This window comes from Nocardia sp. GCM10030253 (genome assembly GCF_042675075.1).
Lineage (GTDB): Bacteria > Actinomycetota > Actinomycetes > Mycobacteriales > Mycobacteriaceae > Nocardia.
The window spans coordinates 59,552-79,539 of sequence record NZ_JBHTDL010000014.1; the positions used below are offsets into that span (position 1 = coordinate 59,552).

The 19,988-nt window shown below is 66.7% G+C and carries 21 protein-coding genes; 9 read left to right on the forward strand and 12 right to left on the reverse strand.

Annotated features, from left to right (window positions below):
* Positions 1–46: 46 nt before the first annotated feature.
* Together ACFQZZ_RS29835 and ACFQZZ_RS29840 are read right to left on the reverse strand one after the other, a co-directional pair.
* The gene (locus ACFQZZ_RS29835; protein WP_378687387.1) at positions 47–355 is read right to left on the reverse strand and encodes an antibiotic biosynthesis monooxygenase family protein; all 309 of its coding nucleotides are present in this window, start codon (positions 353–355) and stop codon (positions 47–49) included.
* A 195-nt stretch (positions 356–550) separates the two neighbouring features.
* A complete protein-coding gene (locus ACFQZZ_RS29840) occupies positions 551–1,195 on the reverse strand; it encodes a DUF998 domain-containing protein (protein ID WP_378687389.1) in 645 nt (214 codons plus the stop codon).
* A gap of 132 nt (positions 1,196–1,327) precedes the next feature.
* Here ACFQZZ_RS29840 and ACFQZZ_RS29845 point away from each other — a divergent pair, with 132 nt between their 5' ends.
* Entirely contained in the window at positions 1,328–1,969 is a 642-nt protein-coding gene (locus ACFQZZ_RS29845) for a TetR/AcrR family transcriptional regulator (RefSeq protein WP_378687390.1), read from the forward strand.
* A gap of 155 nt (positions 1,970–2,124) precedes the next feature.
* Here ACFQZZ_RS29845 and ACFQZZ_RS29850 read toward each other — a convergent pair whose 3' ends face one another.
* Positions 2,125–2,772 (reverse strand): TetR/AcrR family transcriptional regulator, encoded by a 648-nt coding sequence (locus ACFQZZ_RS29850; RefSeq protein ID WP_378687392.1) that lies wholly within the window; start codon positions 2,770–2,772, stop codon positions 2,125–2,127.
* A gap of 146 nt (positions 2,773–2,918) precedes the next feature.
* On the opposite strand from ACFQZZ_RS29850, the gene ACFQZZ_RS29855 reads away from it, so the two are divergent.
* The 4 genes from ACFQZZ_RS29855 to ACFQZZ_RS29870 all read left to right on the forward strand — a co-directional run bounded on the left by ACFQZZ_RS29855 (position 2,919) and on the right by ACFQZZ_RS29870 (position 6,124).
* The gene (locus ACFQZZ_RS29855) at positions 2,919–3,242 is read left to right on the forward strand and encodes a hypothetical protein (protein WP_378687394.1); all 324 of its coding nucleotides are present in this window, start codon (positions 2,919–2,921) and stop codon (positions 3,240–3,242) included.
* A complete protein-coding gene (locus ACFQZZ_RS29860; protein ID WP_378687396.1) occupies positions 3,239–3,763 on the forward strand; it encodes a hypothetical protein in 525 nt (174 codons plus the stop codon). The genes ACFQZZ_RS29855 and ACFQZZ_RS29860 overlap by 4 nt, the downstream gene beginning before the upstream one ends.
* Before the next feature lie 102 nt (positions 3,764–3,865).
* Positions 3,866–5,359 (forward strand): flavin-containing monooxygenase, encoded by a 1,494-nt coding sequence (locus tag ACFQZZ_RS29865; RefSeq protein ID WP_378687398.1) that lies wholly within the window; start codon positions 3,866–3,868, stop codon positions 5,357–5,359.
* Between the two features lie 357 nt (positions 5,360–5,716).
* Positions 5,717–6,124 carry a DUF3224 domain-containing protein gene (locus tag ACFQZZ_RS29870; protein WP_378687400.1) on the forward strand — a complete coding sequence of 136 codons (408 nt, stop codon included), beginning with the start codon at positions 5,717–5,719 and terminating at the stop codon, positions 6,122–6,124.
* A gap of 49 nt (positions 6,125–6,173) precedes the next feature.
* Here the strand turns inward: ACFQZZ_RS29870 and ACFQZZ_RS29875 are convergent, their stop codons facing one another.
* Positions 6,174–7,034 carry a helical backbone metal receptor gene (locus tag ACFQZZ_RS29875; protein ID WP_378687402.1) on the reverse strand — a complete coding sequence of 287 codons (861 nt, stop codon included), beginning with the start codon at positions 7,032–7,034 and terminating at the stop codon, positions 6,174–6,176.
* Positions 7,031–7,561, reverse strand: a complete 531-nt coding sequence (locus tag ACFQZZ_RS29880) for a TetR/AcrR family transcriptional regulator (RefSeq protein WP_378687404.1) — start codon at positions 7,559–7,561, stop codon at positions 7,031–7,033. Before ACFQZZ_RS29880 ends, ACFQZZ_RS29875 begins: the two co-directional genes overlap by 4 nt.
* A 73-nt stretch (positions 7,562–7,634) precedes the next feature.
* On the opposite strand from ACFQZZ_RS29880, the gene ACFQZZ_RS29885 reads away from it, so the two are divergent.
* On the forward strand, positions 7,635–8,123 hold the full coding sequence (locus ACFQZZ_RS29885; protein WP_378687406.1) for a hypothetical protein: 489 nt from the start codon (positions 7,635–7,637) through the stop codon (positions 8,121–8,123).
* A gap of 75 nt (positions 8,124–8,198) precedes the next feature.
* Here ACFQZZ_RS29885 and ACFQZZ_RS29890 read toward each other — a convergent pair whose 3' ends face one another.
* Both ACFQZZ_RS29890 and ACFQZZ_RS29895 read right to left on the reverse strand, forming a co-directional pair.
* Positions 8,199–8,966, reverse strand: a complete 768-nt coding sequence (locus ACFQZZ_RS29890) for a hypothetical protein (protein ID WP_378687408.1) — start codon at positions 8,964–8,966, stop codon at positions 8,199–8,201.
* Positions 8,963–11,929 (reverse strand): DEAD/DEAH box helicase, encoded by a 2,967-nt coding sequence (locus tag ACFQZZ_RS29895; RefSeq protein WP_378687409.1) that lies wholly within the window; start codon positions 11,927–11,929, stop codon positions 8,963–8,965. Before ACFQZZ_RS29895 ends, ACFQZZ_RS29890 begins: the two co-directional genes overlap by 4 nt.
* Positions 11,930–12,121: 192 nt before the next feature.
* Here ACFQZZ_RS29895 and ACFQZZ_RS29900 point away from each other — a divergent pair, with 192 nt between their 5' ends.
* Together ACFQZZ_RS29900 and ACFQZZ_RS29905 are read left to right on the forward strand one after the other, a co-directional pair.
* Complete coding sequence (locus ACFQZZ_RS29900) at positions 12,122–12,484, forward strand: hypothetical protein (protein WP_378687410.1); 363 nt, start codon at positions 12,122–12,124, stop codon at positions 12,482–12,484.
* 80 nt (positions 12,485–12,564) lie between these two features.
* The gene (locus ACFQZZ_RS29905) at positions 12,565–13,278 is read left to right on the forward strand and encodes an HNH endonuclease family protein (RefSeq protein WP_378687412.1); all 714 of its coding nucleotides are present in this window, start codon (positions 12,565–12,567) and stop codon (positions 13,276–13,278) included.
* Between the two features lie 13 nt (positions 13,279–13,291).
* Here the strand turns inward: ACFQZZ_RS29905 and ACFQZZ_RS29910 are convergent, their stop codons facing one another.
* A complete protein-coding gene (locus ACFQZZ_RS29910; RefSeq protein ID WP_378687413.1) occupies positions 13,292–14,167 on the reverse strand; it encodes a sulfurtransferase in 876 nt (291 codons plus the stop codon).
* Positions 14,168–14,544: 377 nt separating this feature from the next.
* Here ACFQZZ_RS29910 and ACFQZZ_RS29915 point away from each other — a divergent pair, with 377 nt between their 5' ends.
* Positions 14,545–15,750, forward strand: a complete 1,206-nt coding sequence (locus tag ACFQZZ_RS29915; RefSeq protein WP_378688010.1) for a benzoate/H(+) symporter BenE family transporter — start codon at positions 14,545–14,547, stop codon at positions 15,748–15,750.
* A 15-nt stretch (positions 15,751–15,765) separates the two neighbouring features.
* Here the strand turns inward: ACFQZZ_RS29915 and ACFQZZ_RS29920 are convergent, their stop codons facing one another.
* From ACFQZZ_RS29920 to pdhA, 4 genes are all read right to left on the reverse strand, one after another.
* Positions 15,766–16,260 carry a nucleoside 2-deoxyribosyltransferase domain-containing protein gene (locus tag ACFQZZ_RS29920; protein ID WP_378687415.1) on the reverse strand — a complete coding sequence of 165 codons (495 nt, stop codon included), beginning with the start codon at positions 16,258–16,260 and terminating at the stop codon, positions 15,766–15,768.
* A 155-nt stretch (positions 16,261–16,415) separates the two neighbouring features.
* Positions 16,416–17,792 (reverse strand): dihydrolipoamide acetyltransferase family protein, encoded by a 1,377-nt coding sequence (locus tag ACFQZZ_RS29925; protein WP_378687417.1) that lies wholly within the window; start codon positions 17,790–17,792, stop codon positions 16,416–16,418.
* Between the two features lie 28 nt (positions 17,793–17,820).
* Entirely contained in the window at positions 17,821–18,795 is a 975-nt protein-coding gene (locus tag ACFQZZ_RS29930; RefSeq protein ID WP_378687419.1) for an alpha-ketoacid dehydrogenase subunit beta, read from the reverse strand.
* Complete coding sequence (pdhA, locus tag ACFQZZ_RS29935) at positions 18,792–19,904, reverse strand: pyruvate dehydrogenase (acetyl-transferring) E1 component subunit alpha (protein ID WP_378687421.1); 1,113 nt, start codon at positions 19,902–19,904, stop codon at positions 18,792–18,794. Before pdhA ends, ACFQZZ_RS29930 begins: the two co-directional genes overlap by 4 nt.
* Positions 19,905–19,988 lie beyond the last annotated feature (84 nt).

Consider the following 19,988-nt stretch of genomic DNA (forward strand, 5'->3'; position numbering starts at 1 on the left):
TGTGGACAACGGAACGTCGAGCTTCGCGGCAATGATGGTGCGGCACTCACAGATACTCGGCGACGACCTCGTAGAGGGCAGGGTTTGCGCTCGCGACCTTCCTGGCCGCGTCCACGGACGAGACGACGGCCGGGTTGGCTCCAGCAGCCTCGCAGGCTTCGGCGCTGTCCCAGTGCGCCACGTTGACGAGTTGAAAGCGCGTGTCGGGCAGGATGGCCCGGTGCAGACGTACGTCTCGGAAACCAGGCGCTGCCCGCATGAGCCTCGCACGCTCATGCCAATTATCGACAAATTCTTCGATCTGGTCGGCGGGTATTTCGAAGACATTGATGAAAGTGATTCCGTTGTCGGTCATCTGCGTACCTGTCCGTTCGTGGTTTCAGCTATGACTCCGTCACGAGTTGTCCGGACGCCACCGACCCCAGTGTCTGCACGTGCACGTGAGTTATCAAGGACTTGCTACCCACAGATCCGGACGCATCCCCGAACAGCCGGACCGACAGAACCGGCCGTCACGGTGGACTTCGTGACGGCCGGTGGGTGGGGCGATTCAGGCGGGATGCGGTGTCCCCCAGCTGAAGTGCGCGGCGAACGCGGGCAGCTGTCGCAGTGCCAGCACCGACACCCAGCCCCAGCCGATGATCGAGGCCACCGCAAGCAACAGGCCACCCTGGTCCGCATTGACGAACGGCAGCACCAGGTACACGACCGCGACCACGATGCTGGCGATCGCCCAGCCACGCTGGCCGGCCGCGAAGAAGCGCCGGGCGAAAACTCCGAGCGCCGCCGTCATGGACAGTCCGGCGACAACTGCCGCGACACCGTGCAGGATGCCGTGCCACGTGGTGTGTTCGACCGCGCCGACCGGGTAGCCCTTGACCGGATCCACCACGAAGACACCGGCGGCGATCAGCCCCGCACCGAACACCGCGACCAGACGCGGGATCCAGACACGTCCGGGGCCTTCGGTGAATGCCTGCCGCAGCCCGATCGCGGCCAGGATGAACAGGATTCCAGTGACCACGAAGTTGGCGATCTGAATCCAGCCGTGGTCACCGGACGCCAACTGGCTGATCATGTGCGGGCCGAGATCGAAGCCCGCGCGGGTGGTCGTCTGCGCGAAGGCGACGACGAAAAACAGTGGAGTAGCGAGTACGCCGCAGGCCAGCAGCAACCCGGTTCGGTTGTCGGTCATCTCGTCCGGTCCTAACAGTTCAGTGTGGGTTTCGGTCAACGCCCTGCGGCGCTCTGGAACTAGACGGTACAGTACTACAAACGGAACTGGATCGTCTAGTACTATTGAGGAAACAGAAGGAGACCAGGGCGAATGCAGGAGATTTCACCGGCGCCGAACGAGGGAACAAGATCCGCGCAGCGGCGTGCGGCCATCGTCGATGCCGCGACAACCGTGTTCCTCCGGCAGGGCTACCCCGCCGCGAGCATGGACGAGGTCGCCAAGCTGGCCGCGGTCTCCAAGCAGACCGTCTACAAACACTTCCGTGACAAGGAGACGCTGTTCGTCCACATCATCCAGGGGATGATGACCAGCGCGGACGAGGCGATCCAGAGCGCGTCGGGCGCGCTCGGCGAGTCCGAAGATCTGCCGCGCGATCTGCGCACGCTGGCCCGTGTGCTGCTGGATTCGCTGCGCAAGCCGCGCGTGCTGCAATTGCGGCGGGTGGTGATCGGTGAAGCCGAGCGCTTCCCCGAACTCGGCCGCAGTTATTGGGATTTGGCCTTCAAACGCGGAATCGATTCCGTGGCCGAGGGTTTCACGCGGCTGACCGAGCGTGGACTGCTCGCCGCCCCAGAGCCGGAGATCGCGGCGCACCATTTCGCCGGACTCCTGCTGTGGATGCCGATCAACCAGGCGATGTTCTGCGGCACCGACGACCTGCCGGATCCCACCGAGGTCGACCACCTCGTAGAGGCGGGAGTTACCGCGTTCCTCACCGCCTACGGTCGGTGAGACGGCGGCTACCCGATCCCGCCCTCGCCCTGGGACATGATGTCCGGCACGAGATATCGGGTTCGCCGCGCGGGAGCTGGGGCTCGAAGGCATGACCGAGGCTGGACATACCGGGTGCTGACGGCCGAGGGGACGCTCGCTGGCCGATCTCGTCCTTACTCGGTGGAGGTGATGTTCGGCGCGAGGTATTGGGCGCCGAGCAACGTGGTGAGCGCGCCGACCTGGTCGGCGATTCGGGTGCCATCGATATCCATTGCACCGGTTCGCCAGGCCGTGAGTAGTTCGATGAAACCGCCGATGCCGAATAGCGCGCTCATGCGGAATTCGGTTTCATCGATGTCCGCGCGCAGGTAGGGCCGCGATGTGGCGACGAGTAGGTCGGTGGCGTCTATGAGCGCGACCTTGCGGCGTTCCTCCAGTACGGCGCTGCCCGCGTGATCGGCGAACAGAATGCGCGCGCGCCCGGTCGACTGCTGCTGGACCACCAGCGCGATTGCGGCGCGCACGATCTCCAATGGCGGATCCGCGATGCGCTCCGCGACGAGCGCGCCCAGATCGGCAAGAACTTCGGTGTTGACGTCGTCCCAGGCCGCGACAAGTAGTTCGTCGCGGTCGGCGAAGTGCTCGTAGAAGTAGCGATCGTTGAGCGCGGCGCGGGTGCATACCCCGCGCATGGTGACCGCCGCCCAACCGCTGTCGAGCCAGATCTCCAGCGCCGCGTCGATCAGCCGGGCCCGGCGTTCGGCCCTCCGCTCCTCGGTGGTGCGGCCGCCCCATGTCCGGGCCGGTGCGCGCAGGTTCATGGTTGACAAAATACCGCACCAGAGGCCTAATTGGTGGCAGGCGCGGACAATGGTGGCAGATGACACCAAACTGATCCCGTCCGACCGGAATGGGGAATTCCCTGCGGTTCACGCAGTGCGGTGTTCCCGGGAAGGGGCAACGCACCATGACGTTCACCTACCCCGACATGCGCTATGCGCCGCTGCTGTCTCGGATGGCCGCCAATATCGTCGCGCTCGGCCTCGACGAGGAGCGACTGTGGAACTCGGTGCGGCGCTTCGAAGCCGCCGGTGATCGCACTCCCAATATCCGGCGTGTCCCGCTGTATCACGTGATCAAGCACCACGGTCGGGCCACGATCAAACGTCGGCAGCCCTTTCAACTGCTCGCCGACACCCTGAACAAGGGGATCGACCGGTTCCCACTTCGCGTCCTGGGCCGGCCGCCGTCCTGGGCAGCGGATCTCACCTACGAGCCGGTGGCGAAATGATCGAGTTGCGCAATGCGGAGTCCTATACCGGCGAGCAGATCCACTGCGCGCGTTGGGATCGCTGCCGGGACCTGTCCGGGCAGCGCGTCGCCGTAATCGGCGAGGGGGCCGCGGTCGCGCGCGTGCTGCCCGGCGTGATCACCCGGGCAGAGCACGTCACGGTGTTCCTCGATGATCCGATCTGGGTGCTGCCGCGGCCGCCGATGCCTTACCCGAGGTGGGTGGACGGGCTGGCGCGGCGGGTGCCCGACTACGGGGTGCGCCTCGCAGCCAGAATGAACCTCCGGTTCCAGGTCCGTGATCCGTGGGTGCGCCGCCAGCTCACCCCCGAATCCTCCGCAGAGGTGCACCTGCACAACCACTTCTACGGCTCGTTGCAGCGGGATAATTGCAAGCTGATCACCTGGCCGATCGCCAGGTTGGCGCCCCTCGGTGTCCGTACCGTGGATGGCATCGAGCACCGCGTCGACTGCATCGTCTTCGCCGAGGATTCGGCCCGCGTGAGGCGAGGCGTGGCGTGAGCCCGCGCAGACCAAAGGAGGTCGCATGAAAGAGCGAAGCGAACGAATCATGTGCCAGTGCGCGGAGCGCATGCCGGAACCGAGCGTCAGCGAGGTGGAGGCGTGAGCAGCAACAGGATCGATCATGAGGTGATCATCGTCGGGGCCGGGTTCTCCGGGATCGGCGCGGCGATCAAGCTCCGGGAAGCGGGGTTCGACGACTTCCTGATCGTCGACGAGGCCGATGGGGTCGGCGGGACATGGCATTGGAACACCTATCCCGGTGTCGCCGTCGATATTCCGTCGTTCAGCTATCAGTTCTCGTTCGACCAGCGGGCGAGCTGGTCGCGGGTATACGCGCCGGGGCGGGAGTTGAAGGCGTACGCCGAATCGTGCGTGGACAAATACGATCTGCGGTCGCGAATCCGGTTCGGTACCACCATCGCCGATGCCGAGTTCGACGAGGAACGGCACTGCTGGCGGCTGCACACCGGGGACGACACCGAGCTCACCGCGCGCTTCCTCATCAGCGCGACCGGCGTGCTGACCAGGCCGAAGCTGCCGGAAATCCCCGGCGTCGGTGACTTCGAGGGCATCACCATGCACACCTCGCGCTGGGATCACCGGCAGGACCTGCGCGGCAAGCGCGTCGCGATCATCGGGACCGGCGCGTCCGCGGTCCAGGTGATTCCCGAGGTCGCACCGGAGGTCGAGCTGCTGACCGTCTTTCAGCGCACCCCGATCTGGTGCTTGCCCCGACCGGACCTGCCGCTACCCAAGCCGATCCGGTTGGCGCTGCGCGTACCGGGTGGACGGACGCTGACCCGGCTGGTCAGCCAGACCTACGTCGAGTTCACCTTCCCGATCTCGGCGCACTATTACGGCACACTGCCGATGGCCAAACTCGCCGAGCGGGCCGGGCTCGCGCACCTGCGTCGCCAGGTCACCGATCCGGTGATCCGTGAAAAGCTCACGCCACGTTACGGACTCGGCTGTAAGCGGCCCGGCTTCTCCAACGACTACCTGACCACCTTCAACCGCGACAACGTCGTGCTGGAAACCGACCCGATCCAGGAGATCACCAGGACCGGCGTCCGCACTGTGAGCGGAGTCGAGCACCCCGCGGACGTGCTCATTCTGGCGACCGGGTTCAAGGTGATGGAATCGGGCAATATGCCGACCTACGATCTGCGGGGCGTCGGCGGACTCGATCTCGAAAAGTGGTGGGACGAGAACAGATTGCAGGCCTACGAGGGCGTCAGCGTGCCCGGCTTCCCGAATTTCTTCTCGATCATCGGCCCCTACGGATACAACGGCTCGTCGTATTTCGCACTGATCGAGAATCAGGTTCGGCACATCCTGCGCTGCCTACGCCATGCCCGCGCGGGCAACGCCACCCTGGTCGAGGTCACCAAAGAGGCCAACGACCGTTTCTTCCAGGAAATGCTCGCCCGCCGCGACGGCCAGGTCTTCTGGCAAGACAGCTGCGCGCTCGCCAACAGCTACTACTTCGACGCACACGGCGACGTCCCACTGCGCCCATCGACGACCGTTGAAGCCGCCTGGCGCAGTGGCCATTTCGACCTCGCCGACTACCGATTCGCCACCCCCGCCTAACCCGACATCGCCCACCCCACCCGTCCACATCCTCACCCGAACACCCGTTCCCGCAACTTCACACCCCGTATACCGGGTGTAAGGATTTAACGCGGGGTGTTGGGTCTGTGGTCGTCGTCGACCCAACCCCGCAGCCCCGATCAGAGCGCCGAGCACGGGAATGGCGGTCTCGAGGAAGTAGCTCTCGAGAACGCCACCACAGCCAGATGACCACGCCGGAACTCGACACTGCGCACCTGACCGCGGGAGGTAAGTCGGGTACGGCACCCGACGTGCCCAGCACTGCCCGGTAATTCAGGAGTAGGCGGACCCCTGTGGAGCAGCATTGTGTCGGTACCGGTCATTACGATCTGCCGCATGAAAGCAACCGGCACCTTTTCCGTCCCCTCTTTCGTCCCGACCGATGTCGTGCCCGACCCAGCCATCACCACCGCGCTCCCGGTCGGCATCGCGCACATCGAGAAGAAATTCGACGGTGAGGTCACGGGACGGTCGGCGACCCTGTTCACCTCGGCCTTCGACCAGGCCACCGGGGTGGGCACCTATGTTGCGATGGAGTCCTTCGAAGGCGCACTCAACGGCGTCCAGGGTGCTTTCAACTTCGCTCACTCGGCGACCACGCTCGGCACCGATCGCGGGGCCGAGTTCTTCACCATCGTTCCCACCAGCGGCACGGGCGATCTTGCGGGAATCAAAGGCACCGGCGGCCTGACCGTGGACGAGGATGGCACTCACCGCATCTGGTTCGACTACGAGCTCGGCTGAACTCCTCGAGTGAGCGCGACAGGTTCGATGCCAGCTCCTGTCGACCGACTTAGTTCGCGCGGCGGATCTGATCGGTGAGAACAGGGCGCACTGTAGCCAGCGAGGGGCCATACCAGGTCAGGGCGCGGCCTTCGACCAAGGCGACGGGGATGCCGGGGAAGGCTTCGGGGCCATCGGTTTCGGTGAAGACGTACGGCTCGTCGGGCAGGACTGCCAGCTCGACACCCTCGGTCAGTTCGTCCTCGGTGAGCCTCGGATAGCGGTCGGGGCGGTCGGCGTGCACCAGGTTCAGGCCGAGGCGGCGGGCGAGGTCGCCGGTGAAGGTGTTGCGGCCGACCACCATCCACGGGTGGCGCCAGATGGGGATCACGGCATTCCTGGTGTGCGCGGGTGGCGGTGGCGCCCAGGCTGATTCGGCCTCGGTGAGCCAGCGCGGCACCGCTGTGCCAAGGGCCGAAGTGAACAGCCGGGTCAGCGAGGCGATGGCTTCGGGCACCGTCTCGATCCTGGTGACCCACACCGGAATTCCGGCGCTGCGCAGACGTTCGACGTCGATTCGGCGGTTCTCCTCCTGGTTGCACAGCACCAGGTCGGGGGCCAGTTCGACAATGCGGCGGACATTCGGGTTCTTGGTTCCGCGGACGCGCTCGACGTCCAGATCGGCCGGGTGGGTGCACCAATCGGTGGCCGCGACAAGGGTTTCCGGGCAGGTGGCGGCGACAGCCTCGGTCAGCGAGGGCACCAGGGACACCACTCGCCGCACCGGACTGACGAGCATCACATCGACGCCGAGATCGTCCGCTGTCGCGGTTCCCGAATTGCGGTCCACCGTCCCCGAACCGCGATCCACCCTCGCCGAATCCCGGCTGCCATCGCAGGATTCGGTGCCCGACGGCCGCTTATCGCTCATGCCAGAACCCGGCGGCAAAGGGCGCGCAGCTGCTCCGGCGGGATCGCGGGGAGCATATTGCCCGCACCGAGTACCAGCAGGTAGAGGATCTGCGCGATGTCGTGCGCATCGGCTTCCGTGTATCCGGACTCCGTCAGCAGGATCCACAGGAATCCGAGCCGGGCGTTGTCCACGCGCTCCTTGGCCGCGGCGGCGATCGGGTCGTTGAGCGCCCAGGCACGCACCGCGACTTCGATGCTGGCCGGCTCATCGTCTTCCAACACCAGATCAATCAGCAGCTCGAGCCGACTGCGCGGATCGAGCCGATCGGTGGCCGCTGCCACCTCGCGGATGTAGCGGGTGGTGTGCAGCTCCTCGAAGTGGGCGAGCAGCGCGGTCTTGTAGCCGGACATGCCCGAAAAGTGGTGATAGAAGGAGCCGGTGCTCAGCCCGGTCGCCGCGACCAACTTGTCGATCGTGAGACCTGTCGGCCCCGCAGTGCCGAGGATCACCATCCCCGATTCCAGCCATGAACTCTTGCCTGCCACATTCACCAGCCTATAACATAAGTTTTGTTCTGTTCCTGGGACAACTCGAATCCCCGCGTTTACGGAGGTCGCGATGACCGCGATAACGTCCACGTCCGCACCGAGCACCACCACTTCCGCCCGCTGGGCCGCGCCCGTTCATATCACCGGCGCCGCACTGCTCGGCACGATCGGACTCGCGCACCTGCTGGTCGTACATGCTTTCGGCGGCGCGGATACGCCCGACGAGGAGGTGATCAACGAGCTGTCCGCGAGCACGACCACGTCGTTGTTCGAAGGCGGGCGACAGATCAGCGTGTTCGATCTGAACACCGGCTACAGCGTCGGAATGGGTCTGCTCGGAATGCTTTTCGGGCTACTGGTGATCAGCGCGGCCCGAGCCGCCCCGCGGCTGATTGCCCGCTGGTCACTGTTCAACGGGATCTGCCTCGCGGCGGCGGCAGGCGTCTTCTGGATCGCCCTGCTGTACTTCCCCGAACCGGTCGCTGTGCTATCCGGCCTGGCCACATTGTGTTTCGCCACGGTGTTCGTCGCCGGGAGCCGGGGCAGCCAATTGCCGTGACGCAGGCAGCCGCCACCGGACCCGCACGACGGACTGCGCGTGTATCGCGGCCAGGCGGGTTGGGCATGGGACGGGTCAGCGACCGAGCTGTTCGTAGAGCGTCCGCAGGTCGCGTTGCCCGGCGGCGGCGGTCTGTTCGTCCTCGGCGATCATGCGCAATGCTCGCCGCAGTAGCACCGGATCCAAATCATCCATGGCCGAGTGGAATTCGACCTTCGGGAGCTTCGGCAGCTCTGTTCGGTCACCGAAAGGATCATCGGACGCCGACGGGTTCGGGTCACGTTCGATACCCGCGATGAGCGTGTCCAGATCGAGCCCACGCAGCGTCAGTATCTCGCGCGGGCGCTCGTCGAGCCGCTCGGCCAGCAGGTAGCAGGTCGCGGCGACGTGTTTGCACGGCCAGCCGGGATCCGGGCAGGTGCAGGCGAAATCCAGATCCGCGGCCGTGGTCGGCAACAGATGCGGGCCGAGACCCGTCGGCAAGGCGCCGGACGCGATCTCGGCGAGCATCCCCGGCGCGGTGCGGATGGTCTCGATGAGCAACGCCAGTTCCTCGTCCCGCAGCGGACGGACAGTGAAAACCGCGGTGAACGGACGAGGCTGGCTACCCTGCACTTCCGCGGTCACCGCGCCGGGCTCGATCCGATAGCTCACCACCTGCCCGGACCTGGCGTAGGTGCGGCCACGGGCCAGCCGACCCGGCTCCGACATCGCCTCCACCGCCTCGATCAGCGCCTTTCCCCACCAGGTGTGCCCGAATGCGCCGCGGCGGCTGCGCGCTTCGACCCCGCCCGACACCGGGCGGCGCTTACCGTACTTGCTGTAATCGGTGTAGGGACTCAATCGCCGACCGCCTCCGCGCCGAGGGTGAACAGCTCCCGCAGTTCGTCGGTGCTCAGCTCGGTGATCCAGTTCTCCCCCGCCTCGAGCGCGAGATCGGCGAGTTGCCGCTTGCCGCTGATCATTTCGTCGATCCGCTCCTCGATGGTGTCGACGCAGACGAGCTTGCGCACCTGCACATTGCGCTGCTGGCCGATGCGGAACGCACGGTCGGTGGCCTGGTTCTCCACCGCCGGATTCCACCAGCGGTCCAGGTGCACTACGTGATTGGCCGCGGTGAGATTCAGTCCGGTGCCACCCGCCTTGAGCGACAACAACATCAACGGCGGGCCGTCGGGCTCCTGAAACCGGGTGACCATGGTGTCGCGCCGCTTCTTCGGCACACCGCCGTGCAGGAACGGGATCTCGGTACCGAAACGCTCGATCAGATAGGGCGCGATGAGGTCACCGAATTCGCGAAACTGGGTGAACAGCAACGCCTTCTCACCATCGGCGAGCACGGCGTCGAGCACGTCCTCCACCAGTGCGAGCTTGCCGGAGCGATGACTGCCTCGATGCAGCACACCGGAACCGTCGCCGAGGAAATGCGCCGGATGGTTGCACACCTGCTTGAGCCGGGTCAGCGCCCCGAGCACAGCGCCCTTGCGCGCCATGCCCTTCGCGTCCTCGAGCTTGTTGATCATGTCGTCGACGACCGCTTGGTACAGCGCCGCCTGCTCCACGGTCAGGTTGGCCCGCACCGTCATTTCCAGCTTCTCCGGCAGATCGCTGATCACGGTGGGATCGGTCTTCACCCGGCGCAGCACGAACGGCTGCGTGATCATGCGCAGCCGGGTTACCGCGTTCTCGTCGCGCTCACGCTCGATGGGCACGGCGAAACGCGCGCGGAAGGACTGCGGGGAACCGAGCAGTTTCGGATTCGCGTAGTCCATGATCGACCGCAGCTCTTCCAGCCGGTTCTCCACCGGGGTTCCGGTGAGCGCCAGCCGATGTCGTGCCCGCAACGACCGTGCCGCCCGCGCCTGCCTGGTCGCCGCGTTCTTGATGTGCTGCGCTTCGTCGAGCACGATCCGATCCCACTGCTGCCGACCCAACTCCACGGCATCCCGAGCCAGCAGCGCATAGGTCGTGATCACCAGATCCGCGTCCACCACCGCCGCGTCCAACTCGTCCCCTGCCAGCCGCCCGACCCCGTGATGCACCCACACCCGCAGATCCGGCGCGAACCGTTCGGTCTCTCGCTGCCAGTTGCCCACCACCGACATCGGGCACACCAGCAGTGTCGGGCCGGGCAAGCCGTCACCCAACGGTCCACCGTCCCGGCCGTGCCCTACGTCCCCGCCGCGCGCTGCGCCCCCGCCTGCATTCTCAGCGGCTCGCCCTGTGTTCTCCGTACTCGCAGAGCTCGTTGGGTTCCCCACACCGACCGGTCCGCGAAGGTCCCGTCGAGACCCCGCCTCTTCACGCTCGTGCACCAGCAAGGCAAGGACCTGCACGGTCTTGCCGAGGCCCATATCGTCGGCAAGGATCGCGCCACAACCCAATCGGCTCATGGTGGCAAGCCACGACAGGCCGCGCTCCTGATACGGACGTAGCTGTGCCTTCAGCCCGATCGGCGGGGGCACCGGTTCGGGTTCGCGCGCCTGGTCGAGTAGTTCGGCGGCCCAGCCGGTCGCGGTGACCTCGGTGATCGGCACCTGCTGGACACGGCCGGCGCCGAGCTCACCGATCAGATCCGCGAGGGTGAGCTCGGTGTCGTCGGTGTGGGCGGCGACGTAGCGGGCGGCGGCGGCCAGCACCTTGTGGTCTGCCTGCACCCATTCGCCACGCAGCTGCACCAGGTCCGATTTGGACGTGATCAGCCGTTGCATCTCGGCCTTGGTCAGCACGGTGTCGCCGAGCGCAAGTTCCCAACGGTAGGAGACGAGTCCGCGCATGCCGACGGTGCTCTCGGCGGCGGGCACGGCGCTGTCCACTCGCATTCGCATGGTCGGGGCGGAGATGTTCCAGGCCCGCGGCAGCAGCAGTCGAATGCCCTCCGCCTGCAGCGCGTGCACACCATGGGCAACCAGGTCCGCCACCACCTCGGTCGGCAGCAGCAGGTCCAACGCGCGTGGATCGCTCGGCAGATCACGCAACCGCGGGTACGCGCGCTGCGCCAGTCCGAGCTTTTCCACCGCGGTCCGAACCAGACTCGGATCACCATGGAGCGGAACGGGATTCGGCGCCTCGCCCTCGGTCTGCAGGCACACCTCCAAGCGCCACAGTGCCATCGACTCGTCCTCGGTGCCGAGTTCGCCGTCCGGCTCGAGTAGCCGCAATACCAACCCCGGCTCGTCGCCGGTCAGGCTCGCTCGCCAACGCTCGAGCACTTCGGCCAGCTGGTGACTACCGCCGTCCAGTGCCACGTCCCAGATGAGCGCGGCCACCAGCGGATGCGTCGACTCCCCGAGGTCGAGTAGCTCCCTCGCGATGGGGTCGGTGAGTTCGGCGACCATGTCGTCGAGCAGCGCGCCTGCCCGACCCGCGACACGCAGCGCGGCGGGCATGGCTACGGCCAGTTCGGCAAGCCAGGCGCGCTGCCGCTCGCCGCCGACCAGCCGCCAACGCACCCACCACTGGCCATCGTCTCTGCGCAGCTCCGGCACGATCCGACCGGCCCGCGCCCAGCGTTCGATGCCGTGCGCTACATGGGCGAGGAAGCGCAGATCCCCCGAGACCGCCTCGACAGGCAACCGCTGCCGCAGCGCGCTGGCCGCGGCCGCGGGCGCCATCGCGTGCGCACGCACCTGCTGGGTCGCCATCGCATCCAACTCGGTCGCATCCGACCCGATGGCCAGTACCTCGGCCCGATGCCGGAATCGCGAGGCCCGCAGCACACTGCCCAACGGATCGGGTAGCACGACGACCGGTGGGTCCTGCCAGAGCAGCAACCCGGATCCCGGCGACCACAGACCGTGCAGCATCAATCCATCCAAGCAGGTGGGTCCGACACACCTCCGACGGCTGCCGCTCCGGTTTTCTGGATTTCTCGGCGAACTCGGAACATACTGGGATATCCCCTGGTCATAGTGGCTGAATCGCAGCTTGGTGGCAACGGGAAGCTTAGGTATCTACAGAAGAGTTTTAGGTATCTATGAAAGGCGGAGGGCAGCAGCATGACGATTCTGCTCCAGGTACTCGAGCAGAGCTTTACGCCGACAACGCCGTGGGAACGACGCAAATTCACCTTCATCAATACCGACAAGATCGTCGATATGCGACTGGACGGCCAGTGCGGCGTGTGGCTGGATCTGTCCCGTCCCGGTGAATCACAGCGCCTGGCTCGCACGCTGGATCCGCGTGACGCGATCACCTTCCTGCTCACCACCTTCGCCAAGATCGCCGAGTGCGAGGACCGCGGCGGAGCGTGGCTGATCGGGCACGACGGCGCACGCGTCGAATCCATCGCGGCAACCAGGTTCCCGCCGCGCACGAGCGAGGTAGCCGACGACGAGCTACTGGCTCGCGCCTGGTTGTGAGGTCGGCCCGCCGCTATTTCTGACGGGCGCACGATCTCTGAGTTCAACGAATGTCGGTCCATACGGGTACATCTGGCACCATGCGTGCCGACATTCGACGATGGATGCCGCTCTTCGCCGTGTTACTCGCGATGGTCGTCGCGTCTGCGTGCACGGAGTTCGGTGCCGCACCCGTCGCGCCTGCCCCGGGCAGTCCGACCAGAGCCCAGCTCGAGCAACTGCTGGCCACTGTGCGCGTCATCGCCGAGCGCCCACATCCTGGCGGCTATGACCGCGGTTGCAAGGTAGGTGCGGGCTGCGTCTTCGGGCAGCCGTGGACCGACGACTACGACGGCCCTGGCGGGCACGACGGCTGCGACACCCGCAACAATGTCCTCGCCGAGCAGCTCACCGGGGTGACCTTCCGTCCGGGCACCCGTCACTGCGTGGTCACCGGGGGCAGCTTGAACGACCCGTACACCGGAAAACCGATCCCCTTCCGCAAGGCCGACGCGGGCGACATCCAGATCGACCACGTGTATTCGCTGGCCGCCGCCTGGGACATGGGCGCAGTGCACTGGCCGCTCGAGCGGCGGGTGCGGTTCGCCAACGATATCGAGGTCAACCTGCTCGCCACCGAGGGGAGCACCAACCAGTCCAAGGGCGACAGCACCCCGAGCGAATGGCTCCCGCCCGCCCGCACCGGCCACTGCTACTACGCCGGCAAATACCTCACCGTCGCAGTCCGATATGACTTACCGGTGACCGCCGCCGACAACGCCGCACTGAACGACGTCGCGCGCGCCTGCCCGTGATCGGTGGAAAGCCTCAGCTACCGGTTGCGACCGGCCGCTTGGGATCGTTCGACCATTGCGACCACGAACCCGGGTAGAGGGCGGCCTGCACACCGGCGACCGCCAGCGCGGCAATCTGATGGGCCGCGGTGACGCCGGACCCGCAGTACACCGCGACCGGACCGGAGCCGAATTCGGCAAAGCGGCTGCGCAATTCGTCCGCGCCGCGGAACCGGCCAGCGGCGTCCAGGTTCTCCGCGGTCGGCGCGCTACGCGCACCGGGAATATGCCCGGCCTGCGGATCGATCGGCTCCAGCTCGCCGCGAAAGCGCTCGCCCGCGCGCGCGTCGAGCAGCACACCGTCCCACTTGGCCGCCGCGTCGGCGTCGATGGTCGGGAGGTGTCCCGGGCTGAGTTCCACATCGCCGGGTTCGGGATCCGGCTCGGTGCCGGAGACGATTTCGCCGCCCGCACTCTTCCATGCGGGCAGTCCGCCGTCCAGGATCCGCACATCCGCGATGCCCGCCCAGCGCAGCAGCCACCAGGCCCGCGCCGCCGCCATGCTGCCGGTCGCGTCATAGACGACGACAGGATCACCGGACCGCACACCCCAACTACGCGCGCACTTCTCCAGCTGCGCGACGTCGGGTAGTGGATGACGTCCGCGCGCCGGAGACGGCGGCGACGCCAGCTCGGTCTCCAAGTCGACGAAGACCGCACTGGGAATGTGACCGTCGAGATAGTGTTGCGGGCCGTCCGGGTCGCCCAATGCCCAGCGCACATCGAGCAGGCGAACCCTCTTGTCCGCCACAGCTTCCCGCAACTCCCCTGCCGAGATAAGTACCGCGCTCACCACAGCTCCTCGTTCAGAATCCGTACCCTCGAGCACCGACTTTCCCACCCTACGCATCTGAGGGCGGCGGTGTCCGCGCGGATCGAAAGTACTCGCCGGTAGTGCCGATCCACCGCGTGCCAGCGGTCTTGTCCACGTCTCAGTCGGAATTCAGACCAGTTCCGGACCACTGGCTGGTGACATGCGGTGCCGGTGACGGCAGTATCGCGGAAATGTCCCAGGTTTCCCCGGCGTCCGAAGCGACCGATGCACTGCCCGAGTCGATGGGGCACGAACCGACGGCTCTTCCCTGGTCGACCATGACGCCTGAGCCGACCGAGTCACACGAGCCGACAGTGCCGACCGAGTCCATGGTGCCGCACGAGTCGACCGAGTCGCACAAGCCGACGCTGCCGACCGTGCCGCACCGGCAGACGGTGCCGACCGAGTCGACCATGTCACCCGAGCCGAACGGGTTGCCCGAGGGGAAGTCGGCCGAAACCGTGCTCGCGCAGCCGCTCGGGGCCGGAGTTGTCACCGCTTTGGTGGGGTTCACCAGCTCGTTCGCGGTCGTGCTCAGTGGTTTGACCGCGGTCGGGGCGACCTCGGCGCAGGCCGCGTCGGGGCTGCTCGCGATCTGCGTCACCCAGGCCGTCGGCATGATGTTGCTGAGCTATCGGTATCGGATGCCGATCACGCTGGCGTGGTCGACGCCGGGGGCCGCGCTGCTCGCGAGCACCGGCGTGGTCGCAGGCGGTTGGGCCGCGGCGGTCGGCGCGTTCGCCCTCGCCGGTGTATTGATCGTGATCACGGGGTTGTGGCAGCGGCTCGGGAAACTGGTTGCCGCGATTCCGGTGGAGATCGCACAGGCCATGCTCGCGGGCGTGCTGTTGCCACTGTGCCTGGCACCGGTGAAGGCGGTGCAGACCAGTCCGGCGGTGGTAGTGCCGGTGATCGTCGTCTGGCTGGTGCTGCAACGAGTGGCCAAGCGCTGGGCGGTGATCGCGGCGTTCGCCACCGCGGCGATCGGCGCGGGCATCAGCATCACGGTGCAGCACAAGCAGCTCGATCTCGCCGCGATGGCACCCTCGATCGAACTGACGCTGCCGCACTGGAATTGGCAGGCGATGATCGGCGTCGCGATCCCGCTCTACATCGTCACCATGGCCTCACAGAACATTCCTGGCACCGCGGTGATGAGCTCCTTCGGGTACAAAGTGCCGTGGCGCGCGGCGATGAGCGTCACCGGCATCGGCACCATCCTCGGCGCGCCCGCGGGTGGACACGCGATCAACCTGGCCGCGATCAGTGCCGCCCTCTCGGCCGCACCCGCCGCACACCCGGACCCGAAGCGACGCTGGATCGCCGCCTTCACCGCGGGCGCCACCTACCTGATACTCGCGCTCGGCTCGGCAGCGCTGGTCACCCTGATCGCCACCGCACCGAAGGGCACCCTGGAAACCGTTGCGGGCCTTGCCCTCCTTGCCACGCTGGCCGCGGCATTGGCGGGCGCCCTGAAATCGGAGCAGCATCGTGAAGCAGGCGTCGTCACCTTCTTGATCGCCGCATCCGGCGTCGGCTTCCTCGGTATCGGGGCCGCCTTCTGGGCCCTGATCGCCGGATTGGTGGTCCGGCAGGTGCTCACGCACCACAAGGGCTGACGCGGGCCCGAACACTCACGACACCGGCTCGGCACCCACCAACGTGAGCGCCGAAGCGACTGCGTCCGACAAGGTTTCGACCACCGGCACCCCGTAGCGTCGCGCGGTCGACACCAGATAGCGATTGCGCTCCGGGTTCGGGCAATCCGGTGGACACCCGAGGACGACACGACCTGAACGGGCATACAGGCCGAACTCCACGTTGGTCGTGAATCCCGGCAGGCGCCGCACATCCCGAGGGATCCAGAACAGGATCGCGCTCGCGCTGTCGAGTCCGGCGACCTCCCACTCGATCTGATCGTCGTAGTCCGATTCCCGCAGTCCGCCTGCTGTTTCCGGCGCGAGGACCAGCAGCGGACCCGGACCTTGCCAGCACGCTTCGATGGCGGCTATGGCGGCAGGACGCCAGGACGGCGTGACGGCATCCCGTGGCGTCGGCCCCGCGAGGAACACGCTCGGCCCGGCGGGAATGGGCTCACGAGCCCAGATCACGGTGACTTGGTCGTTCATGCCCGGTCCGCCTCTACACCTTGCCGTCAGTGGTCGGTCCCATGAGATCACAGACCATATGTCGAGCAGGTAAGCCGTTGCGGCTCAGGCCATCCGCTGACTCCCGCGCGGCACTTCATCGGCGAATCCGTCCGCGGGAATCGGCGAATCCGCGACTACACGCGGCCGAGGAGAGTCAGCGGGTCCTCGAGCAGACCTGCGACGGTGGCGAGGAAACGGGACGCGAGTTCGCCGTCGATCATGCGGTGATCGAAGCTGATGCCGAGGGTGGTGACCCAGCGGACGGCCAGCTCGTCACGGAACACCCAGGGCCGCTTGCGAATCGAGCCGAGGCACAGGATCGCCGCCTCGCCAGGATTGACGAGCGGAACACCGATGTCGACACCGAACACCCCGACGTTGGTGATGGTGAAGGTGCCGCCCCGCAGATCGGTCGGCGTAGCGCTGCCGGACCGGGCGGTCTCGGCCAGCCACACGATCTCCTGGCACAGTTCGCGCAGACTCAGTGTCTGGGCTTCCTTCAGATTGGGCACCATCAGGCCGCGGTCGGTGGCGACCGCGATGCCGAGGTTCACGTAGTGCTTGGTGACGATCTCCTGCTTCGCCTCGTCCCAGAACGCGTTGATGTCCGGGAATTCCCCCAGGGCGGCGAGCACGGCCTTGGCGATCAGCGCGAGCGGGGTCAGCGTCAGACCATGGAACGACTTCGTGGTGCGCAGATGATCGAGCAGTTCCATCGACGCGGTGAAATCGAGGGTGACGAAGGTGCTTGCCTGCGGAATCGTGCGTGCGCTCACGACCATGGCCGCCGCGGTGCGCTTGCGGATGCCGCTGATCGGGGTGCGTTCCTCGCGGGAGGCGGGCCGGATGAGGCCACCGCGCTGATCGGTGCCCAAGCCTGGGTCCGCCGGAGCCGGGGCACGAGTCGCCATCGTGCGCGGCTGCGATACCGGAACGGCAGCGCGCACGTCCTCGACCGTCACCGCGCCGTCGGGTCCGGAGCCCGCAATATACCAGAGGTCGATCCCCAGTTCGCGAGCAAGCTTGCGGGCCGCCGGTGTCGCAGCGGCCCTGTTGGTTTGCGGCCCCGAATACCCCGTACCCACCCGCGGGGCGGCGGGCTCCACCGCAGCGGGAGCCGGCCTGCGGCGACGGGAAGCCGCTTCCCCTTCGGGGCCGTAGCCGACCAGTACAGCGGTCCGCCCGGTGCCGGTCGCGGGAGCGTCCGGCCCTGCGGTTGCGGTCGGGGCGGACATATCCAGATCGTTGCGCACCCGGATCAGCGGCGCCCCCACCGGCACCGTGTCCCCGGGTTGGGCGAGCAGTTCGACGACCGTCCCGGAGAACGGTGACGGCAGTGCCACCACCGCCTTGGCCGTCTCGACCTCCGCGATCGTCTGATTCAACTCCACCGTGTCGCCGATGCCCACCGACCACGACATCAGCTGGGCGTCGGTGAGCCCTTCCCCGAGGTCGGGGAGCCGGAATTCCAGGACATGACCCTGAGCTTCCTCGGGAGCACGATCTTCCACGGGGCACCTCTCACTGAGCGGGCGAACGTCAGGCGGCGAGCGAGCGATCGACCGCCGCCAGGATGCGGTCAGGGTCGGGCAGGTGGTGCTTTTCGAGCTTAGCCGGGGGGTAGGGGATGTCGAACCCGCCGACGCGCAACACCGGCGCCTCCAGGTGATAGAAGCAGCGCTCGGTGATGCGCGCGGCGATTTCCGCGCCGAGCCCCGCGAAAACCGGCGCCTCGTGCACCACGACCAGCCTGCCGGTCTTGGCGACCGACTCCTCGATGGTGTCGAAGTCGATCGGCGAGAGGCTGCGCAAATCGATCACCTCGAGCGAATGCCCTTCCTCTGCGGCGATTTTCGCCGAGGTCAGCGCGGTAGCCACGGTGCCTCCGTAGGCGACGACGGTCGCGTCGGTGCCGGGTACGCAGACGCGGGCCTTGATCAGCGGCAGCTCGTCGAGCGCCGCGAAGTCGACGTCTTCCTTGTCCCAGTAGCGCCGCTTGGGTTCGAAGAAGATCACCGGATCGTCCAGCGCAATCGCCTGGCGGATCATGAGATACGCGTCGGCCGGGTTACTCGGCGTGACAACCCGCAGCCCGGCGGTGTGCGCGAAATAGGCCTCCGGCGACTCCGAATGGTGTTCCACCGAACCGATCCCGCCACCGAACGGAATGCGAATCGTGATGGGCGCGATCACCTTTCCCTGTGTCCGATAGTGGATCTTGGCGACGTGCGAGACGATCTGGTCGAACGCCGGATACACGAAGCCGTCGAACTGGATCTCGCACACCGGCCGATAGCCACGCAGCGCCATGCCGAAAGCCGTTCCGATGATGCCGGATTCGGCGAGCGGGGTGTCGACGACGCGATTGTCGCCGAAGTCCTTCTGCAAGGTGTCGGTCACCCGGAACACGCCGCCGAGGTGGCCGATGTCCTCGCCCATCAGCACGACCTTCGGGTCGTCCTCCATTGCCCGTCGCAGCCCGGCGTTCAGTGCTGCGGCGAAGGTGGTGATCATGAGGGGACTCCTTCCTGGTGCACGGCAGCCGCGCCGGGATCTCCGGCCAGATACCGCGCGTACTCGCTCCGCTCCTGGGTGATCAGCGGATGCGGGGTGGCGTAAACGTGATCGAAAAGCGCCATCGGTGCCGGATCGGGCATGTCGATGGTTGCCGAACGCACCTGATGCGCGACCTCGTCGGCGTGTGCGCCGACACGTCGCTCGAATGCCTCGTCCCACAGTGCCTCTCGTTCCAGCAGCTTGCGCATCCGGTCGATCGGGTCGCGGCGCTTCCACTCTTCGGTCTCGGCCGCGGACCGGTAGCGGGTGGGATCGTCGGCGGTGGTGTGCGGGCCGATCCGGTAGGTGATGGCCTCGATGAACGACGGGCCACCGCCGGACCTGGCCCTCGCGATCGCCTGCCTGGTCACCGCGAGCACCGCGAGCACGTCGTTGCCGTCGACCTGGAGGCCGGGAATGCCATAGCCGTAGGCGCGGCGCGCGATCGGTGTCGCGCTCTGGATGCGCACCGGCGAGCTGATCGCCCAATGGTTGTTCTGGCAGAAGAACACCACCGGCGCGCTCCAGCTCGCGGCGAAGCCGAGCGCCTCGGCGATATCGCCCTGGCTGGTCGCGCCGTCGCCGAAGTAGGCGATGGTCGCGATTTCCGCGCCGTCGAGATGGGCTGCGTAGGCGTAACCGGTCGCATGCAGACCCTGCGAGCCGACGATGATGTTCGGGTTGGTCATATTCACCGTGCTGGGGTCCCAGCAGGAGTGCGCGACGCCGCGCCACAGCCGGGTCAGTTCGGTGGGATGGACACCACGGCAGTAGGCGACAGCGTGCTCGCGGTAGCTGCAGAACACATAGTCGTCGGAGTGCAGGGCTCGCGCCGAGCCGACCTGGGCGGCCTCCTGGCCGAGCATCGGGGCCCACAGTCCGAGTTGGCCCTGGCGTTGCAGCGCGGTTGCCTCGATATCGATCCTCCGGGTCACCACCAGGTCTTCGTAGAGTGCGCGCAGCTGCTCGGGCCCGACGTCGGCGACCAGGGCGGCATGCTCCCGATCGAACACGCGACGACCGTCGGGTTGGATCAGTTGAACGGGATACGCAGGCCTGTCTGGCATCGTGATCGCCTCCTCATCACGGGCACCGAACGCATGTGTCCTATATCACACAGCATCCACCATAAGTCGATCTGCGCAAGCGAT